This is a genomic window from Amycolatopsis rubida (assembly GCF_900115345.1).
Lineage (GTDB): Bacteria > Actinomycetota > Actinomycetes > Mycobacteriales > Pseudonocardiaceae > Amycolatopsis > Amycolatopsis rubida.
This window is the reverse complement of the sequence record NZ_FOWC01000008.1, coordinates 1-22589: the sequence shown is the minus strand read 5'-3', so window position 1 is coordinate 22589 and position 22589 is coordinate 1. Positions and strand designations below refer to the sequence as shown.

At 71.5% G+C, this 22589-nt stretch carries 20 protein-coding genes and 1 pseudogene; 2 read left to right on the top strand and 19 right to left on the bottom strand.

Going from position 1 to position 22589, the window contains the following annotated elements; translation table 11 throughout:
* The first annotated feature begins 42 nt into the window (after positions 1-42).
* Entirely contained in the window at positions 43-1272 is a 1230-nt protein-coding gene (locus BM362_RS27565; protein ID WP_067589131.1) for an alpha/beta fold hydrolase, read from the top strand.
* 43 nt (positions 1273-1315) lie between these two features.
* On the opposite strand, the gene BM362_RS27560 is transcribed toward BM362_RS27565, so the two are convergent.
* The 16 genes and pseudogenes from BM362_RS27560 to BM362_RS27475 all read right to left on the bottom strand — a co-directional run.
* Entirely contained in the window at positions 1316-2167 is an 852-nt protein-coding gene (locus BM362_RS27560; protein WP_067589129.1) for an oxidoreductase, read from the bottom strand.
* Between the two features lie 77 nt (positions 2168-2244).
* Positions 2245-3102, bottom strand: coding sequence for a helix-turn-helix transcriptional regulator (locus BM362_RS27555; protein ID WP_067589127.1), 858 nt, complete (start codon positions 3100-3102; stop codon positions 2245-2247).
* A 58-nt stretch (positions 3103-3160) separates the two neighbouring features.
* The gene (locus tag BM362_RS27550) at positions 3161-4657 is read right to left on the bottom strand and encodes a helix-turn-helix domain-containing protein (protein ID WP_067589125.1); all 1497 of its coding nucleotides are present in this window, start codon (positions 4655-4657) and stop codon (positions 3161-3163) included.
* Positions 4654-5724, bottom strand: coding sequence for a DUF917 domain-containing protein (locus tag BM362_RS27545; RefSeq protein ID WP_093575128.1), 1071 nt, complete (start codon positions 5722-5724; stop codon positions 4654-4656). Before BM362_RS27545 ends, BM362_RS27550 begins: the two co-directional genes overlap by 4 nt.
* A 14-nt stretch (positions 5725-5738) precedes the next feature.
* Positions 5739-6458, bottom strand: a complete 720-nt coding sequence (locus BM362_RS27540; RefSeq protein WP_067589121.1) for an SDR family oxidoreductase — start codon at positions 6456-6458, stop codon at positions 5739-5741.
* On the bottom strand, positions 6455-7549 hold the full coding sequence (locus BM362_RS27535) for an S-methyl thiohydantoin desulfurase family protein (protein ID WP_067589118.1): 1095 nt from the start codon (positions 7547-7549) through the stop codon (positions 6455-6457). The genes BM362_RS27540 and BM362_RS27535 overlap by 4 nt, the downstream gene beginning before the upstream one ends.
* Before the next feature lie 85 nt (positions 7550-7634).
* Positions 7635-8705 (bottom strand): S-methyl thiohydantoin desulfurase family protein, encoded by a 1071-nt coding sequence (locus BM362_RS27530; RefSeq protein ID WP_093575127.1) that lies wholly within the window; start codon positions 8703-8705, stop codon positions 7635-7637.
* A 3-nt stretch (positions 8706-8708) separates the two neighbouring features.
* Positions 8709-10259: a hydantoinase/oxoprolinase N-terminal domain-containing protein gene (locus BM362_RS27525; protein ID WP_093575126.1), complete on the bottom strand. Its 1551-nt coding sequence runs from the start codon at positions 10257-10259 to the stop codon at positions 8709-8711.
* Positions 10260-10282: 23 nt separating this feature from the next.
* Positions 10283-11608: a purine-cytosine permease family protein gene (locus BM362_RS27520; protein ID WP_093575125.1), complete on the bottom strand. Its 1326-nt coding sequence runs from the start codon at positions 11606-11608 to the stop codon at positions 10283-10285.
* 112 nt (positions 11609-11720) lie between these two features.
* Positions 11721-12089, bottom strand: a complete 369-nt coding sequence (gene crcB, locus BM362_RS27515) for a fluoride efflux transporter CrcB (protein ID WP_067589110.1) — start codon at positions 12087-12089, stop codon at positions 11721-11723.
* Positions 12089-12556 carry a fluoride efflux transporter CrcB gene (gene crcB / locus BM362_RS27510; protein ID WP_093575328.1) on the bottom strand — a complete coding sequence of 156 codons (468 nt, stop codon included), beginning with the start codon at positions 12554-12556 and terminating at the stop codon, positions 12089-12091. The genes crcB (BM362_RS27515) and crcB (BM362_RS27510) overlap by 1 nt, the downstream gene beginning before the upstream one ends.
* Before the next feature lie 127 nt (positions 12557-12683).
* Complete coding sequence (locus tag BM362_RS27505; RefSeq protein WP_093575124.1) at positions 12684-13346, bottom strand: enoyl-CoA hydratase/isomerase family protein; 663 nt, start codon at positions 13344-13346, stop codon at positions 12684-12686.
* A gap of 1 nt (position 13347) precedes the next feature.
* Positions 13348-13962: a TetR/AcrR family transcriptional regulator gene (locus tag BM362_RS27500; protein ID WP_093575123.1), complete on the bottom strand. Its 615-nt coding sequence runs from the start codon at positions 13960-13962 to the stop codon at positions 13348-13350.
* Positions 13963-14592: 630 nt separating this feature from the next.
* Positions 14593-14877 (bottom strand): isoamylase early set domain-containing protein, encoded by a 285-nt coding sequence (locus BM362_RS27490; protein WP_067589163.1) that lies wholly within the window; start codon positions 14875-14877, stop codon positions 14593-14595.
* Positions 14878-14981: 104 nt separating this feature from the next.
* Positions 14982-16286, bottom strand: a complete 1305-nt coding sequence (locus BM362_RS27485; protein WP_067589105.1) for an alginate lyase family protein — start codon at positions 16284-16286, stop codon at positions 14982-14984.
* 622 nt (positions 16287-16908) lie between these two features.
* Positions 16909-18615: pseudogene (locus BM362_RS27475) on the bottom strand (IlvD/Edd family dehydratase); the annotation flags it as partial.
* Positions 18616-18752: 137 nt separating this feature from the next.
* Here BM362_RS27475 and BM362_RS27470 point away from each other — a divergent pair.
* Positions 18753-19028: a YggT family protein gene (locus BM362_RS27470; RefSeq protein WP_067589103.1), complete on the top strand. Its 276-nt coding sequence runs from the start codon at positions 18753-18755 to the stop codon at positions 19026-19028.
* A 426-nt stretch (positions 19029-19454) separates the two neighbouring features.
* On the opposite strand, the gene BM362_RS27465 is transcribed toward BM362_RS27470, so the two are convergent.
* The 3 genes from BM362_RS27465 to BM362_RS27455 all read right to left on the bottom strand — a co-directional run bounded on the left by BM362_RS27465 (position 19455) and on the right by BM362_RS27455 (position 21418).
* On the bottom strand, positions 19455-19679 hold the full coding sequence (locus tag BM362_RS27465; protein WP_093575120.1) for a hypothetical protein: 225 nt from the start codon (positions 19677-19679) through the stop codon (positions 19455-19457).
* A gap of 91 nt (positions 19680-19770) precedes the next feature.
* On the bottom strand, positions 19771-20100 hold the full coding sequence (locus BM362_RS27460) for a hypothetical protein (RefSeq protein WP_093575119.1): 330 nt from the start codon (positions 20098-20100) through the stop codon (positions 19771-19773).
* Between the two features lie 181 nt (positions 20101-20281).
* Positions 20282-21418 carry an acyltransferase family protein gene (locus BM362_RS27455; protein ID WP_232791881.1) on the bottom strand — a complete coding sequence of 379 codons (1137 nt, stop codon included), beginning with the start codon at positions 21416-21418 and terminating at the stop codon, positions 20282-20284.
* Between the last annotated feature and the right edge of the window lie 1171 nt (positions 21419-22589).

Sequence of the window (22589 nt, the reverse complement as noted above, 5' to 3'; positions counted from 1 at the left end):
TTCCGTGGCTTCCCGGACGTCGGTTCTGATTGAATCGCCCCTATGGCAACCACCGTGCGCATTTCCGGCCTGGTGCTCACCGAGCACGAGTTCTCCGTCCCCCTCGACCATTCCCGTCCCGGCGGCGCGAAGATCACCGTCTTCGCGCGGGAGGTCGCTGATCCGGACGGGCTGGAACGGCCGTTTCTCGTGTATCTCCAAGGCGGTCCGGGGCACGAAGCGCCGCGGCCGTCGCGGGGCGTGCCGAGCTGGTTGCCGCGGGCGTTGCGGGAGTACCGGGTTCTGATGCTCGACCAGCGCGGCACCGGGCGCTCCACGCCGGTCGGCGCGCTGCCGGGCACGCCGGCCGAGCAGGCCGGCTATCTCACCCATTTCCGCGCCGACGCGATCGTGCGCGACGCTGAGTTCATCCGGCAGCAGCTGGGTGTCGAAAAGTGGAGCGTGCTGGGGCAGTCGTTCGGCGGGTTCTGCACGCTCGCTTACCTTTCCCAGTACCCCGAGGGGCTGGCCGAGGCCTTCTTCACCGGCGGACTGCCGCCGATCGCGCGGCATCCGGACGACGTCTACACCGCGACGTTCGCGAACCTCGTCGAGCGCAACCGCCAGTACTACCTCCGCTACCCCGGCGATCGCGAGCGCGTCGAGGCGCTGCTGCCGTTGCTCGACGACGGGGCCGTGGTCCTGCCCGACGGCAGTCCGCTCACCGCGCGGTTGTTCCAGCAGCTCGGTTACCTCTTCGGCGCCAGCGGCGGCGAGGAGACGCTGCATTACCTGCTCGAACGCGACCCGAAGTCCCCCGCCTTCGCCCACGACGTCGCGAGCTCGCTGCCGTTCACCGCGCGCAATCCGCTGTATTCGGTCATCCACGAGTCGTCCTACGCCGACGGGTTCGCCACCCGCTGGTCCGCCGAGCGCGTGCTGCCGGACGAGTTCCGCACCGACCGGACGCTGTTCACCGGCGAGCACGTGTTCCCCTGGCTCTTCGACGACTTCCACAGCCTCCGGCCGATGAAGGAGACCGCCGAGTTGCTCGCCGCGCACGAGTGGCCGCGGCTGTACGACGCCGACGTGCTGCGCGAGTGCACGGTCCCGGCGGCGGCCGCGATCTACGCCGACGACATGTACGTCGAGCGGGTGTTCTCCGAGGAGACCGCGCGGCTGATCCCGGCGCTGCGGCCGTGGATCACCAACGAGTACGAGCACAACGGCCTCCGCGCGTCGGGCGATCACGTGCTCGGACGGTTGATCGACCTCGTGCGCGGACGCGTTTGACCTGCCGTGCGGGGACCCGGTCCGGGTCCCCGCACCGATGAGGTCAGGCGACCGTCACGCCGCCTTCGGCAGAGTCGGTCGAGAGGGTCAGGTCCTGCCAGGCGTCGAATTCCTCCTGCACGCGCTGACGTCCGGCCGCGACCAGGCGCAGCGCGTCCGAGCCCAGCAGCAGGTGCACCGGCGGGTTTTCCGCGTCCAGCAGCCGCAGAATCGCGTCGCCCGCGCGATCGGGATCGCCGATCCCCTGCCCGGCGAGGGCCTGGCGGCGGGTCCGGATCGGGTCGAACAGGGCGTCGTAGTCGGCGATGCCGCGCGGGGCGCGGACCAGCGACCGGCCCGCCCAGTCGGTCTTGAACGCGCCGGGGGCCACCGCGGTGACCCGCACGCCGAACTGCGCGACCTCCTGGGCGAGAGTGCCGGTGATGCCTTCCAGCGCGTGTTTGCTGCCCTCGTAGAACGCCAGGCCGGGGAAGGTGGTGTGCCCGCCCATCGAGGTGATGACGAAGATCTGGCCGTCGCGCCGTTCGCGCATGCCGGGCAGGACCGCCTTGATCGTCGCGACCGTGCCGAAGACGTTGACCTCGAACTGGCGGCGCAGATCCGCCATCGACGATTCCTCGAAGGTGCCTTCGAGCCCGTATCCGGCGTTGGCCACGAGCACGTCGACCGGGCCCAGTTCCGCTTCGGCGGCGCGCACCGTGGGTTCGATCCGGTCCGCGTCGGTCAGGTCGAGGACGAAGGCGCGGGCGCGTTCGGGGTCCAGTGCCCGGAAATCGGCCGCGTGCGCTTCGGTGCGCACGGTGCCCGCGACCTGGTGCCCGGCGGCGAGGGCGCGCCGGGCGACGGCCCGTCCGAGGCCGGTGCTGACGCCGGTGATCAGGAAGGTTTTGCGCACTGCGAGATATCCTTTCGTGAAGCGGGCATGACGGTATGGACCCCGCGGGTACAGCAGGGTCTGATGGTGGGCGAAGGTCAGGATTCGGCAGGAGCGGCCGGTTCGCGGCCCCAGCTGGCCAGCAGCCGCAGCCGTTCCTGCGAAGGCGAACCGGCCGGCGCGCTGTAGACGACCATCGACTGGCCGGGGTCGGCGACCGAGGCGAAGATCTCGTACTGCAGTTCCAGATCGCCGGCGACCGGATGGCGCAGCCGTTTGAGACCGGTGCTGCGTTCCCGGACGCGGTGTTCCGACCACCACGCCGGGAACTCGGGCGACCGCATCATCAGCTCGCCGATCAGGCTGGCGATGTGCTGATTCCGCGGCTGCGCGGCCGCGGCCAGCCGCAACCCGTGCACGTAGTCGCGGGCGACGCGTGCCCAGTCCCGCCACACCAGGCGGGCCCGCGGATCCAGCAGCGTCCAGCGCGCCATGCTGCGTTCCCGCCGCGGCAGCTCGGCCACGCCGGGAAACAGCAAGGCCCACAACGCGTTCCCGCCGACGACGGTCAGGTTCCGGTCGCTGACGAAAGCCGACGCCAGCTCCATCGAGTCCAGCACCTGCCGCAGCGCCGGACGCAGCCGGGACGAAGGCTCGGCCTGGTCCAGGCGTTCGGCCGTGGCTCCCGCGAGCGCGAACAGATGCCGCCGCTCGATGTCGTCGAACCGCAGCGCGTCGCACAGGGCGTGCAGCACCTGCTCGGACGGCTGCCGGGCACGGCCTTGTTCCAGCCGGGTGTAGTACTCGGTGCTCACCCCGGCCAGCTGCGCCACCTCGCTGCGGCGCAGGCCGGAAACCCGCCGTCCGCCGTCGAATCCGTCCGGAAGACCGATCTCGTCCGGCTTCAGCCCGCCGCGGCGGGCCCGCAGGAAATCGCCAAGGTCGTTCTTGCCCATGCCCCGAGTCTGCCTTCCGCGCAGCCGATCCCCAAGGCTGTGACTGGCCCTGCCAGTACTACTCACCGGACCGGGCCAGGATCACCGCGCGGGCGGCCAGGTGCAGGGCGAGCCGTTCGTCCGGACGCGACAGGTCGACGTGCAGCAGCTGCTCGATCCGGCTGACCCGCGCGGCGACCGTATTCCGGTGGATCCCCAGCATCGTCGCGGTTTCGGCGAGGGAAGACTCGACGTCGAGGTAAGCCGCGAGGGTGCGGATCAGGTCGCCGGGCACCGGGACCAGCGGAGCGAGCAACGCACGCGCGGCAGGCTCGAAGGTGTCCGTGCGGGTCCACTCCAGCAGCAGCTGCGCCATGCCGAGCTGGTCTACGTGCAGGAAATGCCCGGTCTCCGGACGGGTCGCGGCGAGGCGGGCGGCGTCGGTGGCTTCGGCGACTGTCGCGGTGAGACCGTCGGCGTGCGGGCGGCCGACGCCCAGGTGCGCGTCGAGGGTGCGGCGCAGGCTGTGGTGCACGGCGCGCAGCCGCGCGGACAGCGCCCGCACCCGTTCCGCGGTCGGTTCTTGGTCGAAGGTGACCCAGCCGGTCCAGCCCTCACCGTGTTCGACGGTTACCGCATCGATCGACTCGGCCCGGAGCGCGCGCACGACCTCCTGCGTGCGCGAAACCGTGTCGACGTCTGCGGGCACGCCGATCCGCAGGCCGACGTGCCAGCCGCCGAGTCGCCAGCCCGCGTCTGCCGCGCGTCGGCGCAGGTCGGCACCGGGTTCGGTGTCTTGGCGCAGCAGGTCGCCCAGCAGTGCGGACCGGGAGCGGGCATCGCGTTCCAGTTCCAGGCGGTGGGCCAGCAGCCAGCGCTGCACGGCACCGGCGGCGACGGCCAGCGTCGCGGCGACGACGTCCGCGCGTGGTGCCTTCGCGCCGGTCAGCTCAGCGGCCAGCCAGACCGACGGCTGCGGCAGCACCGCAGGATGCGCCAGCAGAACACCGTCCGCGAGGGCGACGCGTTGCGGGACTGGCTCGTGCACCCGCACGCGGGCGGCCTCGGCGAGTTCCCCGGCGAGCACCTCGCCGCGGTCGTCGAGGACGGCGACCGGAGCGTCCAGCAGCCGCCGCAGCACGGTCACGATTTCTTCCGGCGGTCGCAGCCGCTCCCCCAGCGCCCGGTGCGCGGCGAGCACCGCGTCGGCGCGGTCGATGTCCGGAGCGGCCAGCGCGAGGCGGGCGGCCACGAGCAGATCGAGCGGATCGGCGGACGCGACCAGCAACGGCACCGACAGCCGTTCGGCCAGAAGTCGCGACGCGGCAAGCGGTTCGGCTCCGGGCAGCAGGACTCCGGCGGCCCGGGCGTCGGCGCACCGGCGCAGGAGAGCGTCGATCTGCCAATCGGAACCCAGCGGGCGGACGACCGCCACCAGTTCGCCGGAAGCGGGCGCGCCGGACGCGTCGAGCGCGGCCCTGACTGTCTTGAGCGGACGGTCCAAACCGGACTCGCCGGCGCACACCCGGACCGGGCCCGCCCACGAAGGCAGTGCGAGCAGCTGACGGAGAATCACTGGGCCGCCACCGGATCGCAGTCGATTCCGTAGGCACGCGGTTCCAGCAGCGGACGGTGTCGCGGGTCGGTCCAGAACGGCGACGCGGCCAGGCACACGACGTCCACCTCCACCCCGGCGCGGATCGCGTCGCATTGCAGCGGGACGCCGGTGCGGCGGTCGAGCACCGACAGAACGTCCGGAGTGGAGGCCACCGGCCGCCCGTCCCGCAGCGCCAGCAGGTACTCGTTCTCCATTTCCAGCCGCAGCAGCGCGCCGTCGCGGTGATCGGTCAGCGTCGCCGAGCCGCGGCCGAAGCCTGGGTGCCCGTGCTGGCCCGGGCCGATGTGCCGGGACACCTCCAGCACCCGGCCGCGGGCGAGAACCTGGCCGTCGAGGGCCGTTTCCAGCGCGGCGAGGTCCGGGCTCTCCCCCGCCGCGAGCACGCGGGCGCCGAGGGCGAGCGCCGCGCTCGTCGTGCCGGGCACGGTGTGTTCGGCCAGTTCGCCGGCCGGGATCGGGGCCAGCGCGATCGCCGCCCAGCCGCCGGAGCTGGCCAGGAACGCGCGGATCCCGCTCTCGACCACCGCGGCCGGCGCGGCGGCGAGCACCACCACCCGGCCGCCGGGCTCGGCCATCGCGGCCGGAGCGACGCCTCGGCCGGTCGCGGCGACCGAGAGCTGGTCGAGCCGCGGCAGGCCGCGTCCGGACAGGTCCGCGTCCACGCAGGGCAGACCCAGTTCCTGGGCGATCACCAGCGGAAGCAGGCCGTTGAGACCGCCGATCTCGATGGTCATCAACGCCTGCGCGCGCTGCCCGGTCCAGCGTTCGATCGCCGCGATCGCCGAGACGAATTCGTCGCCGCTCGGCAGTTTCTCGGCGAAGGCGGCGGTCGCGCCGACGATCCCGGCCGGAACCACGAGGGTGTCCGGCGCCACGTCCGCGATCGGGTGCACGACGGGTTCGCGGCCGGATTCGGTCAGCCGCCGCAGCAGCACCGCCGCGGTGACGGTGTCCCCGCCCCCGCCGGACCCGAGCAGCGCGACGCCGCGTTCGAGTGCCGGCACGTCCGCGGCGGTGATGCGCATGGCTGGTCAGCGTATCAGCGGAAGCTGTAACCGCCGTCCGGATACAGCGTCGAACCAGTGGTGTAAGTGCTGGTGAACAGGTACAGCACGGCATCGGCCACTTCGGACTCCCGGCCGACGCGGTGCAGCAGGGTGTCCGCGCGGTACTGCGCGAAACTCGCCTCCCGCGCGCCCGCCGGACGCCCGGCCCACAGGTTCCCGTCGATCGTGCCCGGCGACACGACGTTCACCCGTACCGGGGCCAGCTCCACCGCGAGTCCGCGGCCGAGCCCCTCGATCGCCGCGTTGCACGCGATGTAGGCCGGAGCCGCGGCGGGCGGGCGCACGCTCGCGACGCCGGACATCAGCACCACCGAAGCGTCGTCCGACAGCTTCGGCGCGGCGTGTTTCACCGCGTGGTACTGGCCCCAGAACTTCGTGACGAACGGGCTTTCCGCCTCCTCGTCGCTCAGGTCCCGCATCGGGCCGACGGTGTAGGACGCGGCGGGCGTGAACAGGTGGTCGACCCGGTCCAGCGCGCCGAAGAACTCGGCCAGCGACGCCTGGCCGGTGGTGTCCACGGCCTGCCAGGTCGCGGTCGGGCCCAGCTCCGCCGCGGCGGCCCGGAGTTTGTCGCCGGTCCGGCCGCCGAGGTGGACGAGCGCGCCCGCCGCCGTCGCGCGCCGGGCGACCTCCAGCCCGATCCCGGAACCGCCGCCGAGCACCACGACCGCCCGGCCGTCGAGCGAACTCACGAAACCACCTCCACGGGGACGAAATCGTGCGCCAGCCCGAACGCCGCCGGGCCGAACGTGGCCAGTGCTTCCGGGGTGCGCATGAGCGGCGGCGTCGAGATGCCCACCACAATGACCCGCTGGCCGTAGCGCAGCGTCTCGGTGGTGATCGGCTCGGCGGAATCCGCCTCCAGCACGCAGATCAGGTCGGGCACCAGGCAACGCACGTCGCCGTCGACGAGCGCGACCAGGTTTTCGTTCTGGAAAAGGATTTCCAGCTTGTGCTCGCCGTCGAAGGACACCGCCGCGGCGCGTCCCCTGGCGAACCCTTCCTCGGTCCGGCGTTCCACATCGGACACTTTGCCGCGGAACAACACGCGCAGATGCGAGTACAACGTGTCGCCGAGCGCGGTCGCCAGCGCGGCCACGGGGTCGGCATTCTCTTCGCGGGCAAGGCGAATCGCCCGGCCGACGCTCAACGCGAGCGAGAGCGTCCGCGGCACGGCGGTGCGTTTTACGTCCGCGCCGCGCATCGAGTACTCGGCGATGTGCGCGACGCCGCCGAGCCGGATGGTGACCCCGCGCGCGAGCCATTCCATCCGCCGGTTGTCGGCGCCGGTGTCGATCAGCGTGGTTTCGCCGCGTTCCCCGGCGATGCCCATCGGCGAACCGGGGACGCCGTACACGCCGAACGTCTCCATCTGCAGCTCCGGGAACGCCCGCCCCATGCCGTCGGCGTCGACCACCGGAAGGCGCAGCCGCGCGCCGACGACCAGCGGGATCATCGAGTTGATCCCGCCGCATTCGATCGGCATCGTCGCGTCGGCCTTCGCGCCGAGGTGTTTTTCCAGCGCCCGCAAGGCAAGCTCGGGTTCGGAGCCGTTCGGGAGCTTCTCGTGCACGACGGTCGGCGCGCCCATCTGCGCGGTCGGGACGACGAGCGCGTCGTCGTCCAGGTCGTCCGGATCGAGCACGGTGACCGGTCCGTGCTCGCGGATCGCCTCCCGCACCAGCAGCCGCCCTACGTACGGGTCGCCACCGCCGCCGGTGCCGAGGACGGCCGCGCCGCGGGCGAGGTCTTCGAGGTGGTCCTCGGTCAGGGTCCAGCTCATGTCCGCACCGCCGAAAAACGAGCTACGCCGACGACATTCGCGGCGGGGCGGCCATCGGCGTCCATGATTCGCTCGCAAGCGTCGCTCATCCAGCGACCCCGATCGGGTCCAGGTCGTAACCGAAGTACCGCGGCCCGGCCAGCGCGATGCCCTCCGGGGTGTGCCAGCGCGGGTCCGCCGGGGCCGCGATCACCGTGAGCCGCTGGCCGTAGCGCAGGCCCTCGGTGGTGACGGCCTCGCCGGATTCGCGATCGAGCGTGCAGATCAGGTCCGGCACCGAAGCGCACGCATCGCCGTCCGCCTCGGCCACCAGGTGCTCGTTCTGGAACCGCAGCAGCATTTCCGTGCCGGTGTCACCGTCCATTCCGGACAGCCGGGCCTCGCCGCGGGCGAACCCGGTGACGGTGCGACGGGCGACGTCGACGACCTTGCCGCTGAACAGCGTCCGCCCGCGCAGCCGCTCCACCACGCGATCCACCGGGTTCTCGTGCTCCTCGCGAGCCTGCCGCACGAGGGCGCCGAGTTCCGCGCACAGGGTCAGCGTGCCGGGCACCATCGACTCGCGGGCCTGCGCGCCGGACATCGCGTAGTTGCTGATCATCGCCGAGCAACCCATGTCGATGGTCGCCGACCGGGCCAGCCGCTCCGCCCAGTGATTGTCCACTGTGTCCAGTACGCCGCGGTTGCCCTTCTCGTCCGCGATGGACATCGGCGTCGCGCGGATTCCGTACAGGGTCGGCAAAACCATCTGCAGTTCCGGGAACGCGCGGCCCATGCCGTCCGCGTCCACCAAGGGCAGACCCAGCTGCGCCGCCGCGACGACCGGGATCAGCGAGTTCACGCCGCCCGCTTCGGCGCAGGCGATGTGGGTGAGTTCCTTGCCCAGGTAGGTGGCCAGCGTCCGGGCCGCGAGCCCGACCTGCTCGGCGGACGGCAGTTTCTCCACCATCACCGTCGGCGCGCCCATCATCGCGACCGGCAGCACCACCGCGTCGTCGTCCAGTTCCGACAGCGGCGCCAACGGCACCGGACCGTGCTCGCGGACCGCGGAATGCGCCAGCAACCGGCCGATGTAGGGGTCTCCCCCGCCGCCGGTGCCGAGGATGGCCGCGCCGCGCGCGATGTCGTCCAGATCGTGCTCGGTGATCTCAGCCATCGTTCACGCCCCCAGCTGCAGGTCGCCGACCGCCTTGACCCGGATCCGGGTGGCGTTGCCGGGCAGGTACGGGATCGGCACCTCGTCGAAGTCGACGATGCCGACCGACGCCGGGCTCGCGCCCGCGGCCACCGCGCGGTCGACCGCTTCCTGCTTCGCCTCGTCCACCACGGCCTCGCGACGGCCGGGCTCGATCACGTACACCCGGTCGACCTCGCCGCCGATCTGCGCGATCGCCGCGCCGATCGCGTTGGCCACCGCGTAGTGCTCCGGCCGGCGCACCTCGCCGGACCCGGCGAGTTCGTCCGGCAGCAGCACCGAACCGCCGCCGACGGCGACCACCGGAAGCGGCTCGGACGACGTGCGCATCCGGTCCACGACGTCGGAGACGTCCGCCGCGACCCGGTCCAGCGCCGCTCGCACGAAGTCCCGGCCGAGGTGCGCGACCAGCGCTGGGTCGCCGATCTCGGCCCGCTCGGCGGCGACCGCGAGGTCCGTGGCGGTCAAGGTGTCCCCGCCGAACACGAGCGCCTTCGAGGTCAGCTCGTAGCCGACGGAATCCGGTCCGACGGTCACGCCGGACGCGTCGCCGCGGACCCGGCTGCCGCCGCCGATGCCGATCGAAAGGACGTCCGGCATCCGGAAGTTGGTGCGGATCCCGGCCACGCTCACGTCCGTGGTCGCCTCTCGCGGGAAGCCCTGGCGCAGCACGCCGACGTCGCTCGTGGTGCCGCCGACGTCGACCACCGCGCACGTGTCCAAACCGGACAGCACCGCCGCGCCGCGCATCGAGTTGGTCGGGCCGGACGCGAAGGTCGCCACCGGGTAGCGGCGGGCGAAGCCGACGTCCATCAGCGTGCCGTCGTTCTGGCTCAGATACAGCGGCGCAGTGATGCCCGCACCGGTCACCGAGGCGGCCAGACCGTCCACAATGTGCGCCGCCAGCTCGCGCAGCGCGGCGTTGACGACAGTCGCGTTTTCCCGCTCCAGCAAGCCGATCCGGCCGATTTCGTGGGACAGCGAGAGCGCGACGTCCGGCAGCTGCGCGGCGATGATCTCCGCCGCCCGTGCCTCGAATTCCGCGTTCACCGGCGAGAACACCGACGTGATCGCGACGCTGCGCACGCCGGCCGCGCCCATGTCGTCAGCGGCCTTGCGCAGTTCGCTCTCGTCCAGCTCGGCGATGTGCCGCCCGTCGAACTCGTGGCCGCCGTGCACCAGGTAGCTGCGCCCGGACACCGCGTCGACCAGCCGCTGCGGCCAGTCCACCATCGGCGGCAGCGACGCGCCCGCGGGCAGGCTGAGCCGCACCGCCGCGGTCGGGGCCAGCCGGTGCGCCTCGACCAGCGCGTTGATGAAGTGCGTGGTGCCGATCATGACCGCCCGCACCGCGGCCGGGTCGAACGCCCGCTGCCGCTGCAGCCCGTCGATCGCGGCGACGATGCCCGAGGTGACGTCCTCGGTGGTGCTGGTCTTGATCGAGGCGAGCACCTCGCGGCCGTCCAGCAGGGCCGCGTCGGTGTTGGTGCCGCCGACGTCGATGCCGATGCGCACGAAAGCTCCTTTCGGGGAGGGAATCAGGGGGCCGGAGCCGGTTCGGCGTCCGCGGTGCGGCTCTTGCCGACCCCGCGGACCAGCCCGAGCTTCCCGGCGGCCACGTACAGGACGAAAGCGACGACGAGCGAGTTGATGCTGGGCAGGCCCCAGTCCACGAACTCGCCGAACAGCGCGGCGGCGAGCCAGGCGACGATCGTCGCGGGCACCCACAGCGGGGCGTCGGCGGGCACCGCGCCCCGCGCCCTGGCCTCCGCCAGGTCGCCGCGCCACTGCTTGACCACGAAGTACTCCGCGACCATGATCCCGGCCACGGGCGGGAACGCGACCCCGAGCACGGTCAGGAAATCGGTGAACTTCGAGAGGATCCCGGCCGCGGCGAGCACGCTGCCCACCACGCCGAGCACGGCGGTGACCAGGCCGCGGTGCGCCCGCTTCCCGGACACGGTGCCGATGAAGTTCACGACGCCGAGCCCGGACGAGTACAGGTTCCAGTCATTGATCTTCATCGTGCCCGCGATGACGATCAGCAGCCCGACCCAGCCGACCGACGACGTGACGATCGTGGTGATCTGCGCCGTGCCGACCGCGTGCGCGAGCAGCACGCCGGCCAGGCCGATCACGTACTCGCCGAGGGTGACGCCGACGAGCGTCTGCTTGACGACGTCGCCGGTGGTGCGGTTGAACCGGGTCATGTCCGGCGTGATCACCGCGCCGACGATGAATCCGCCCGCGACCAGCGTCGTGCCCTGCAGCAGGGACAACGGCGGGCCCGGCGGCGCGGAGGCCACGAGCGCGCCGAGGTCGTGCCGGGTCAGTTCGGACACCACCGACCAGCCGACCAGGATCAGGAACGCGGGCACCATCAGGTAGGCCGTCCACGCCATCGAGTGGAAGCCGCGCACCACGATCGCGGTCACCACCAGGCCGAACACGAGCGCCCAGCCCCATTCCGGCAGGCCGCCGACCAGCGCGGCGAGGCCTTGGGCGGACACCGCGGACTGGATGCCGAACCACCCGATCAGGCTGATCCCGATGGCCAGCCCGATCAGCGCGGAGCCGCCGCGGCCGAAGCCGGTCCAGCGCGCGATCATCGAGGTGGTGAGGCCCTCGCGGACGCCGATCACGCCGACGAGCACGGTGATCAGTTCGAGGATGACCGAGCCGAGCGTGAACGCCAGCACGGCGTTCCCGAAGCTCATCCCGAACCCGATCGTCGCGCCGAGCAGGAACTGCGACAACGCGGAAACCTGGCCGAACCGCTGCACAGCGACCGACCACCACGAGTAACGGGCGGAGCCGGGCACCCTGGTCAGCGCGTAGTCGTCGACACCGGCGGCCGAGGCCATGGCGGCTCCTCATCCGGGAGGGGAACGGTTCCCCGCACGGTAAACAGCGGCTCCGGCGAGGTCACCGTGCGATCCGCACAGCCAGAAGAGCCGGGCTGTGCGAATCGCACCCTTACCCGACCAAGGCGTGGGCAGCCTCGTACGCGAACGCCGCCGCGCCGACGCCCGCCGCGACGCTGACGACCACGTTCGCCGCCGCGGCGAAGTACGACTGGCGCTCGACCAGCCGGATGGTTTCGTAGCTGAACGTGCTGTAGGTCGTCAGCGCGCCGCAGAATCCGGTGCCGAGCAGCGAATAGACCGCCGCGGGCAGCGCCGTCCCCGCACCGGCGAGCCCGCCGAGCAGGACACAGCCGATCAGATTGACGGTGAAGGTGCCCCACGGGAACAGGCTCTGGTGCCGGGACTGGACGGCCCGGTCAGTGAGGTACCGCATCGGTGCACCGACCGCGGCGCCGAGGAAGACGAGGAGAACGGTCATCAGACGGCCGCCTCCACCGGGACCAGCTTGCGGGTGATCGCGTGTCCCAGCAGGACGGCGAGCAGCGCGGCGGCGAGCGTTCCGCCGAGGTAGCCGAAGGCGAGCGGCACGGTGTCCGGCTGGAGCAGGTTGCGCGCTTCGACCGCGTAGGTGGAGAAAGTGGTGAAGCCGCCGAGGACGCCGACCCCGAGGAACGGCCGCACCAGCCGGTGCGCCGACCACGCCTCGGTGACCAGCACCATCAGCACGCCGATGAGGAAGCAGCCGGCGACATTCGTCCAGAACGTCGCCCACGGGAAGCCGCCGTTCTCGGTGGGAAAGGCCTGCGCGAGACCGTAGCGGGCCAGTGCGCCGAGCCCGCCGCCGAGCGCGATCACCCCGAGCACCGACACGCGGTGCCGGACGAGTTCGCGCTGCTGCACGGGATCCCGGAGGTCGACGTCCGGGTCGAGAGGTTCTTCAGGCACAGTCTTCTCCCACTCCACGGATCCGCGTCACCGTTCGAGCAGGGACTGTTGGCGGCCTCGGCCGCGGTTGTCCGGGCGATTCCCGGAGCGGCGAGCCCCACCGCCGCGCGTACGCGAGCTTACCTGATCAGTTCCCTGCCTCCCGCAACGCGGTCAGCGCCGGACCGAACATAGTGGACTTGATCGCGCCGAGCGTGCCGCGGTCCTTCCCCGCCAGCGGCGCGACGCGGTCGATCGCCGCCGTCCGCAGGTCTTCCAGCGCGGCGGTCGCGTCGACCAGGCCGAGCGCTTTCGCTTGCGGACCGCCGAACCGGCTCCCGGTGGTCATCGACGCGATCGCGGCGGCCGGGGCGAGCTTCGCCTGGACGAGCGCGGCCATGCCCGGGGTGAACGGGAGGTCGAGGTCGGCCTCGGGGAAGCAGAAATAGCCGCGGTCCTCGCGCATGACGCGGAAATCGTGGGCCATCGCGAGCATCGCGCCGCCGCCGAAAGCGTGCCCGTTGACCGCGGCGACGGTCGGGACCGGGAGCGCCAGCACGCGGGCGAGGAGGTCGTGGACGCTGCTGACGTATTCGCTCGCGTCGCCGGGGTGACTGGTGAGCCAGTCGAGGTCGAGGCCGTTGGAGTAGTACTTGCCGCCGCCGATCGTGACGAGCGCGGCGGGTTCCTTGCCCGCGGTGACCGTGTCGAGGTGTGCGTGGACTTCCTCCAGCCACGTTGGGGCGAAACGGTTTTCGTCGGCGCCGAAGTCGAGTACGTGGACGGCGCCGGTGGTGGCGAGGGTGGGCATTTCAGTCCTTTCTGGACTTTTCCGGGGGTTCCAGGGCGAGGATCGCGCGGACCGCCGCCGCCAGCCGTTCCCGGCTTTCCGCGCTGGCGGGTCCGGTGGCCAGTTCGCGGCGGAGCAGGGCGGTCGGGAGGTCCACGACGCAGGCGGTGACGACCTCGACGGCCTGCCCGTCGCCGCGGTTCCAGAGCTGACGGGCGAGGCGGACCAGGAGGCGGACGAGGCGTTTGTCCAAGGCGTGCAAGGCTTCTGCTACGTCGTCGGGGAGCTGCGGACCCAGTACGCGCTTCGCCGGGACGGCGATCATCATCCGCGCCGCGTCGGGGCGGGCGTCGGCTACCACCGCCGGGGTGTCGGCGGCGGCGACCACCGCTTCGACCGGGTCGGCGGCTTCGTCGACCAGCCGCTCTTGTTCGTCGAGGAAGAAGGTGGCGGCGCGCAGCCAGGTTTGGCCGATCAGGGCGGGGAGGTTGGCGAAGGCGTGGTAGATCGTGCTGTTCGGGACGCCCGCCTCCCGCGCGAGCCGCCGGACGGTGAGCGCCTCGGGGCCGGAGTCGGCGATGAGGCGCTCGGCTGTGTCGAGGATCAGCTCGGGGTCGTGGATCCGGGGACGGGGCACGGATGGGATAGCAGTGGAGCGCATGCTCCAAAACTAGGGCGGGGTGCGGCTCAGGACTCGTGCGCGCTGGTGCCGGTTCTAACCGGCATGACCGCGCACGAGACGCCAGCCAGGATCGCCGCACTTCCGCCACCGGTGCCGCAGGACCCGCCTCGCCGGAGCGCTGGTCGGGGGTCGTGAGCGTTCATTCCGGTTAGAAGCGGGATGAACACTCACGAGGGCCGACCGATCCACCCTGCGGCTCGCCTGTCCTCGGCCGCACCAGCCGCTCGCCGGCCAGGCGTCGCTCCGGGCAAGTGTTCGCCATCGGGTGCGATTCCTCGCCCCGTTCGCGGGAGCCGAGCCGCTTCCGCCGCTGCCGCCCGCACGAACCCAGCCGCTTCCGCCACCGCCCGCACGAACCCAGCCGGCTCCACCACCACCCGCACGAACCCAGCCGGCTCCACCACCACCCGCACGAACCCAGCCGGCTCCACCACCACCCGCACGAACCCAGCCGCCTCCGCCTCCGCCACCGCCCGCACAAGCCAAGCCGCCTCCGCCCACACGAGCCAGGCCGCCTCCGCCTCCGCCGCCCACACGAACCCAGCCGCCTCCGCCGCCGCCCGCGTCTCGCCGGGCGGGGCGGGGTCAGTCCGCGATGTACAGGCAGTCCCGCCCGTCGCGGGCGGTGGCGTCCGGGTCGTCCAGCCAGCGGCCGCCGTCGGCCAGGTAGCGGAAGCGCAGCCGGGCGCCCGGCGGGACTTCCACCGCGGCCGAGCGCGTGCCGTTCGAGCGTTTGCGGAGTTCGTGGCGTCCGGGCTGCCAGTCGTTGAAGTCGCCGACCACGCTCACCGGGCCGGGCGGGGTGTCGAGCGGCAGGACGAACGTCACCCGCCGGGCCCCGGAGCCGTTGCTCCGGCTGGTCTTGATCACGGCGTTTCCCTTTCCCGTTCCGGCGCATCGGTCTTTCTGAATCGTTTCACGGCCGGTGCCGGACACCCGGACGCGGCGGGTGCCGCGTCCGGGTGAAAACGGGCTCAGGTGGTGGAAACGTCGTCCAGCTGCTCGGCCGCCGGGCGTACCGGGAACAGGTCGCCGCCGGGCGGGGCCGGGATGCGGCCGGCCGCGGCCCAGGCCTTCCAGTCCCCCGCGTCGGCGGCGGCGTGCACGCTGTCGAGGGCGGCGTACTGGATGAAATGGATGTCCGGCAACGGCCACGGCGCAGCACCAGTGGCCGCAGGGAGCAGATGGTCGACGGCGGCGAAAATGCTGCCGCCCTGCGGGTTCCGGTACGACCACAGGTCGACGCCCAGGTGCTTGCCCAGCTGCGCGAGGCGAGTCAGGGCGACCAGGTTGAACGTGTGGTAGTGGTACGTCCGCGTGCGAGTGGATTCCTCGGGCTGGCCGCCGTCCGCGGCGATCTGGTGGTCGATCCTGGTCTTGCCGGAGTCGCGGACGATCGTGCGCGCCAGGTCGCGCTGGCCGACATAGCTCGCGGTCGCCGCGGTGAGCAGGTCGTAGAAAGTGCCGTGGTTGTTGGTCGCCTTCGCCTCGTCGGTGCCGTTTTTGCTGGTGCGCAACCAGGTCAGGAAGTCCGCCGACCAGCCGCGGAACGCCTTGCCCTCGGCCTTCGTCCAGCCGGGCGCGCCCGCTTCGAGGATCCGCGCGGCGTCGAGGACCTGGGTGAAGGTGTAGGAGAACTCGATGATCCCGATCCCCCGCCCGTCGGTCTTGCACGGGATGCCCTGCGCGAAGTTCAGGTTCGGGTTCATTTTCGTTGCCGCGTCGAGGAACCAGGTGCGCAGGTCGAGCGCGGCGCGCTGGGCGTACTCGGCCTTGCCGGTGTAGTACCAGGCGAGCGAAAGCTGGTAGATCGAGGTGAACGCGACGAGCCGGTCGGCCTTGTCCGGCACGTTCTTCATCTCGGGGTTGACCTGGCCGTCGCGGTCGACGTACGGGCAGCCCTGCGGGTTTTCCGGCGTTTTCGGCTGACTGGGCCAGTAGTACGGGGCGAGGCTGAGGTAGTCGTGCTTGTCGCCGCTCGGCGGGACGCGTTCCTTGTCGACGACCGTCCACGGGCCCTTGGTCAGCGCGTCGTCCGCCTGCTTCAGCAGGTTGGACAGCGACGTGCGCAGTGCCGGGTTCCCGGCCATCAGGCCGATCTTGTTGCCTGCCAGGTGCAGGCCGTCAAGCACCACAGTGTCCGGCACGCAGGCGAACGAACACGACCTCGGCGCGGGCGCGGCGGTCGCCGCTCCGGCAGTGGACGCGAGCAGCCCCGCGACCGTCGCGAGTACCGCCGCGAGACGACGCGGACGGGAAGAGCGGGAAGGAGGCAGCACCGCAACTCCGTTCAAGTATATGAATACTCCACAGATATGTGAACTGGGATTGAATAGCCGAACGCGCGTGACCGCGTCAAGAGGAGGTCAGGCGGAACAGCCGCGCCGGACCGGTTTCCCGAGGGTGCCGATGCCTCGATCACGATGGTGACCTCGTCGTCTTCCTCAAGAGTGACGTCCGGGCGGGGAACGGCGGATGTACCGGTGGCCAGGACGGCGCCGCGCGCGAAAACGTCGCCGCGATAGAGCCACGCGAACCTGCGGTACAGCCGTGCACGAGCTGCGGTACAGCTTCGCCTGCGGCAGGTACAGCGGGTTCTCGCCTTCGATACTGCGCGAACTCACGTCGTTGACGATCGGGCAGCCGACGATTTCCGCGTTCGCGTTGCACACCAAGGCCAATTCGCGTTCCGGAACGTTCCAAACGGAATCTTCGCGCACGCCGATCGGCTCCCCCGGCCCGCACGCGGTGCCCGACGCTCTTGAAGAACAGCTCCGGACGTTCCGCTTCGCAGACCCGCGCGTCGTCGTCGGACAGAGCCAGCCGGGAGCCGCGTGGTTCCGGGCGGGAGCGCGCCGCCGGCGACCTGCCGGGCCGCGGCGGTCTTCACGAGGCGGCGCGTCAGTGCGAATCCCTCGGCACGGCGGAACCCCGGGTGCCGTGCAGGAAATCGAAGTCCGCGCCGAGGTGGGCCTGGGTGACATGCTCGCGATAGAGCCAGGTGTAGCCGCTGCGGTACGGGCTTTCCGGCGGCGTCCACTCCGCACGGCGGGCGGCGAGTTCGTCGTCGGGCACGTGCAGGGTCAGCCGGCGCGCAGGGGTGTCGAGCGTGATCCGGTCGCCGGTGCGGACGAGCGCGAGCGGGCCGCCGACCGCCGATTCCGGGCTCACGTGCAGCACGACCGTGCCGTAGCCGGTGCCGGACATCCGGCCGTCGCAGATCCGCACCACGTCGGTGATCCCCTGCTCGATCAGCTTCTTCGGCACCGGGACGTTCGCCACCTCCGGCATGCCCGGGTAGCCCTTCGGGCCCGCGCCGCGGATCACGAGGATCGTGTCGGGGGCGACGGGCAGGTCCGGATCGTCGGCGACGCGGTGGTAGTCCTCCGCGGTGTCGAAGGCCAGCGCCGGGCCGGTGTGCGCGAGCAGCTCCGGCGACGCGGCCGACTGCTTCAGCACCGCGCCTTCCGGGGCGAGATTCCCGGTGAGCACAGCGGTTCCGGTGCCGGGCGGCTGGAACGGCGCGTCGACGGTCGTGATCACCTCGTCGTTCCAGCACTCCGCGGGTTCCCTTGCGCTGCCGGCGACCGTGCGGACCCCGGCGTGCAGGAGCCCGGCTTCGGCGAGCCTCGTCAGCACCACGGGAATTCCTCCGGCGTAGCAGAAATCCTCCATCAGGAACCGGCCTGAGGGCATCAGGTTCACCAGCGTGGGGACGGCTCGGCCCAACTCGTCGAAGTCGCCCATGGCGAGCGGGACGCCGACGCGCCCGGCCAGCGCGAGAAGGTGCACGATCGCGTTGGTGGACCCGCCGATCGCCGCGTTGACGCGGATCGCGTTCTCGAACGCCGCGCGGGTCAGGATCTCAGACGGGCGCAGGTCTTCCTTCACCATCGCGACAATCCGCTGACCGGCTGCCTGCGCGGTCTCGAAGCGTCGCGCGTCGACCGCGGGCCAGGTCGCCGAACCGGGCAGCTGCATGCCGAGCGCTTCGGCGAGACAGGCCATCGTCGAGGCGGTGCCCATCGTCATGCAGTGGCCGTTCGAGCGGGCCATGCAGCCTTCGGCGAAGAAGCACTCCTCCTCGCTCATCCGGCCGGCTTTGCGCTCTTCCTCGAACTTCCAGACGTGCGTGCCCGAACCGACGTCGCCGCCGCGGAACTTGCCGTTGAGCATCGGGCCGCCGGTGACCATCACCGCGGGAAGGTCGACGCTCGCCGCGCCCATCAGCATCGCCGGGGTCGTCTTGTCGCAGCCGGAAAGGAGGACGACGCCGTCGAGCGGGTTGGCGCGGATCAGCTCCTCGACCTCCATCGCCATCAGGTTGCGGTAGAGCATCGCGGTGGGGCGCATGAGCGTCTCGCCGGTCGCCATCGTGGGAAACGCGAGCGGGAAGCCGCCCGCCTGCCAGACCCCGCGCTTGACCGCCTCGGCGACCCGGTCGAGGTGGACGTTGCACGGGGCCAGCTCGGAAGCGCTGACCGCGATCCCGATCACCGGTCGGCCGTCGAACATCTCCGGGCCGAAGCCCTGGGACCGCATCCACGACCGGTGGATCATCCCCGCCCGGCCGGACGCCCCGAACCACGCCGCACTGCGCACCCGCCGCTCCCTTCTCCGGAGCCTCCTCGATACCCGATCGGGCGAATCCTGGCAATCGGGAAGAGAATTCCGGTGAACCGGACACTTCGCGGGACTTCCGGACGTTGGAGGGGGAGAACGTTGCCGGAGACGCGAGGTGTGCGATGAGCCTGATCGGGACCCTGGTCGGGTACGTCCTGACCGTGTTCATCGTGGTGCTGGTGGTGCGGATGGTCCTGGACTGGACGCGCCTGGTCGCGACCGGGCCCGCGTGGCTCGGCCAGGCGCGCCGGATCAGCCACCGGGCCACCGAGCCGGTGATCGCCCCGGTGCGGCGGGTGCTGCCGCCGATCCGGGCCGGCGGGGTCGGGTTCGACCTGGCGTTCACGGTGGTGTTCTTCGCGGCGTTGGTGGTGCGAGGTGTCGCGTTCGCGTTGTGAGGCACGGCTCGGCGGGTGATGAACGGCCTTGTCACGAGCGGCGGCTCGGCGGCAGCAAGCGACCTCCCGTGAACGGCGGCTCGACAGCGGCAAGCGACCTCCCGCGAACGACGACTCGGCGACCACGAACGACCTCTCGTAAGCGACGACTCGGCAGCGGCAAGCGACCTCCCGCCAACGACGGCTCGACAGCGAGTGGCCTCTTGTGCGGGGTGCACCTGAGCGGGCCGCTGGCATCCGGGAAAGATCGCGCGGGCAGGCGGCCGGGCTCACCCCTTCGCAGGCAACGCAACCGGGCCAGTCCGATCCGCGTTTGCCGGGCCTTCCTGCCGAGCGGGCACGAATGCCCTGCGCACACCCGGGCCCGCCGGAGTGTCCACAGTGGAGCGAAGCGGAACACGCGCGGCGTCCGGCGGTCCTAGCGGATCAAGGGGAGCCGCGCCGGATTTCCCCGGCCTGGGAACGGACGTCGATGCGGTGGGCGCCGCTCGGCCGGTCCGGCCGCGTGCCGCTCCGGTCGCCGATCGAGGTGTGCGCCGACACCGAGTAATCCGCGCCGGGAACGTTGAGGGAAACGGCGCCCACTTGGGTCTTGACGGTGGCGTCGGCCGGCGCGCTCATGGTGACGTCGACTTCGCCGACGGACGTCACGGCTTTGACCGGCCCGGCGCAGTCTTGGACGGCAACCCGCCCGCGGACATCGTCAGGTCCAGCGAACTGATCTTGTCGGCCTCGAACTCGCCTACCCCATCTTCCCGGTCACGTCCTCCGTCCGCTCCGGCACGGTGACCGTGTAGGAGACTATGCACTGGTTTCCGCACGTCCCGTTGAGTTCCAGCGTCGATCCGGCCAGCTGGTGCCAGGTCCCCTTCGGCTTCGCCCCTGGTAGCGGATCTCGCGCTCGACGGCGATCGAGCCGGGCGCGCCGCCGCACGTAGCCTGCGGATCTGTCGATCTTGACGGTCTTCGGCGAACCGGCGATCGTCGAGGTGTCCTTGGCGGTGCCCGGCCAGCCCGCGGCGGAGGCGCTGTCGGGCGATTCCCGCCGTCCCGAATCAGTGGGAGCTGACACGCGGAGACGCTGGCCGCCGCGACACCGCCCGCGACCAATCGACCCATCGCACTTGGCTCGCCGCTCGTCTCCGCAAGCCGGACTGCCACGCTATGGCCGCGCGCGGCTATCCGGCACCGGACCTCGAGGTGTGCTGGCGCCCACAGCGGCGCGATACCGGGCTTCCTTGAGAGCGTCCGGATCAGCCGGGCTTGCCCGCCGAGACCGGGGCCGGTTCGTCGTCGGGGCGGCCGCGGGCGGTCCAGGCGTCGTAGCCGCGCATGAGGAAGCGGTGGGCGGGGCGTTCGACCAGGCGGGTGAGGGCCCAGCCGAGGACGATGCCGGTGGCGATCATGCCCGCGGTCTGCAGCAGCGGGTCGACGCCGAGGCCGGACAGCCAGTGCAGCACGAGGTAGCCGATGGCCTGGTGGATCAGGAAGACCCCGTAGGACACGCCGGCGAACCAGGTGATCGCGCGCTGGGCGAACGACGGGAGGAACCGGTTCCAGTCCGGACCGGCCGCGGCCAGCGAGAGCACCGCGATCCCGGTCGCGATACCGAGCGTCGAGCCCCATTCGACGTCGATCCCGGCCGGGGTGACGGCTGCGCCGTGCAGGGCGTGCGCGGTGACGCAGAGGACTTCCAGCAGCACGAATTCGATCGTGCGCACGCGTTTGTTCGTCCAGAGCCAGACCGCGATGCCGGCGACGAACAGGTGCCAGCGGTGGAATCCGAAGCCGTCGACGATGACGCGGTACCATTCGGGCGGCCCGGCGACGCGTAGCGGCCACTGCGCGAGCGGGACGAGCAGGACGGTCCACATCAGGACGCGGAACTTGCGGCCGTGCCCCCAGCTGCCGCGGTAGAGCAGCGCGGCGACGGTGAACGCCATGAGCTGGAGGGGAATCGTCCAGTGGGAACCGTCGAGGAAGGGGTAGTCGGCGGGTTTCCAGTTCCAGAGCATGAGGAGGTTGCCGACGAGGTCGCCGAACCGCGGGCTGAACCAGCCGGGCGGCGACAGGTACCGCAGCGCGAAGTAGATCACCACGACGGCGGCGAGAAACGCCGGCAGCAACCGCGCGATCCGCCCCCACCAGTACCGGCCGAGCGACCCGCGCCCGATCGTCACGGCGGCGAAGTACGCGGAAATCACGAGCAGCAGGCTCGCCCCGATCTGATGCGGGAACACGAACCGCCGCGGCCCCAGTTCAGGATGCACGACGACGCTCATGAAGGTCGCGTGGTACAGCAGCACCAGCACGACGCACCCACCGCGCACGAGGTCCCAGCTGATCCGCCGGTTCCCCGAAGACGCGCTCACCGGACGGAACGAGGACACGCGCGCCACCGTAACTGGTGGGGTTCGCGCGGCGGGGAGGGACCCTGGGCGCGGCGGGCGGGACATTTCCGGTACAGGGCGCGGGTTCGCCGTCTTCGGACGGGGAGCGTTCGGGGAAAGCCGTGGTGGCAGACGGATTTCCGCCTGGTCCGGCTCGCGGGCCCAGTGTGGTGCGGGTGTCGCTCGCGATCGCGGAGTTCCGGCGAGCGAGCGGCTTTCGAGTGCGGGCGGCTGGATTCACCCGTTGGATGCAACTGACAAACGCTTGCTTGGTTCCGGCGGCGGGTTGCCGGATGCGGGAAGGATCCGCGGCGCGGCTGAATCGGTCTTGCGGACGGTCCATGGCGAACGGGTATGGCCGGGTCGTCGGGCCCGCATCACGGTTCAGCTCACCGCGGAGTCAAGCGCTCGGGTCGCTCGCGAGTTGCCGACCTCGCCGTGCGGAAGCGGTGAAGAGTCGAGCGCGGGGCTGGACCTCGCCGGCGGGATCCGACGCGGGCACCGGCTCTGGCCCGGACCGCGGCCGACTGCCTGGGCTCGCCGGACTCTCCGGCCCCGACTCGTTCCGGCGTCCGGTCCCGACCCGTTCCGCTGTCCGGCTGAACCGGGACGGCCGGGCCGGGTCAGCCGGGCCGGGTCAGCCGGGCCGGGTCAGCCACGCCAGCTCAGCCACGCCGGGTCAGCCGGGCCGGGTCAGCCACGCCAGCTCAGCCACGCCGGGTCAGCCAGGCCAGCTCAGCCACGCCAGCTCAGCCACGCCAGCTCAGCCACGCCAGCTCAGCCACGCCGGGTCAGCCGGGCCAGCCTCGCTTCCGCCCCGGCCCGCTTCGGAGGCGCCGTCCGGTTCCGGCCCACGATCGCCTCGGCCAGGTGCAGCCTGCCGCCGGGCACGGACGAACTGTGGCCCAGACTCCTCAGCTTCCGGCGCACGCCGACGGGCGCGACTCGGCCGGTCCGGGCGGCTTCGAGTTCTGGCTCATGCGTGTTTGTGCCGGTTCTAACCGGCACCAACGCTGACGAGCGGCCAGCCTTGTCTGCCGCGCGGCCTTCCGGTGCCTCGCTCCCGGCGAGGTCTCAGCTTAAGTTTTAACCTTTGGTGTCCGTTTTCTTGGTCTTGCCGGGGTTGTGTGAGGGGGCTTGGCGGGCGTTTCGTGATCCTGGCGGGCGTCCT

Bases quoted from the DNA above. Each gene is read 5' to 3' on its own strand.
- BM362_RS27565 (WP_067589131.1), top strand. From the start codon at position 43: ATGGCAACCACCGTGCGCATTTCCGGCCTGGTGCTCACCGAGCACGAG.
- BM362_RS27555 (WP_067589127.1), bottom strand. From the start codon at position 3,102: ATGGGCAAGAACGACCTTGGCGATTTCCTGCGGGCCCGCCGCGGCGGG.
- BM362_RS27545 (WP_093575128.1), bottom strand. From the start codon at position 5,724: ATGCGCATCACCGCCGCGGACGTGCCGGCACTCGAACGCGGCGTCGCG.
- BM362_RS27535 (WP_067589118.1), bottom strand. From the start codon at position 7,549: ATGAGCTGGACCCTGACCGAGGACCACCTCGAAGACCTCGCCCGCGGC.
- BM362_RS27530 (WP_093575127.1), bottom strand. From the start codon at position 8,705: ATGGCTGAGATCACCGAGCACGATCTGGACGACATCGCGCGCGGCGCG.
- BM362_RS27520 (WP_093575125.1), bottom strand. From the start codon at position 11,608: ATGGCCTCGGCCGCCGGTGTCGACGACTACGCGCTGACCAGGGTGCCC.
- crcB (WP_067589110.1), bottom strand. From the start codon at position 12,089: ATGACCGTTCTCCTCGTCTTCCTCGGCGCCGCGGTCGGTGCACCGATG.
- BM362_RS27505 (WP_093575124.1), bottom strand. From the start codon at position 13,346: ATGCCCACCCTCGCCACCACCGGCGCCGTCCACGTACTCGACTTCGGC.
- BM362_RS27470 (WP_067589103.1), top strand. From the start codon at position 18,753: ATGAGCCTGATCGGGACCCTGGTCGGGTACGTCCTGACCGTGTTCATC.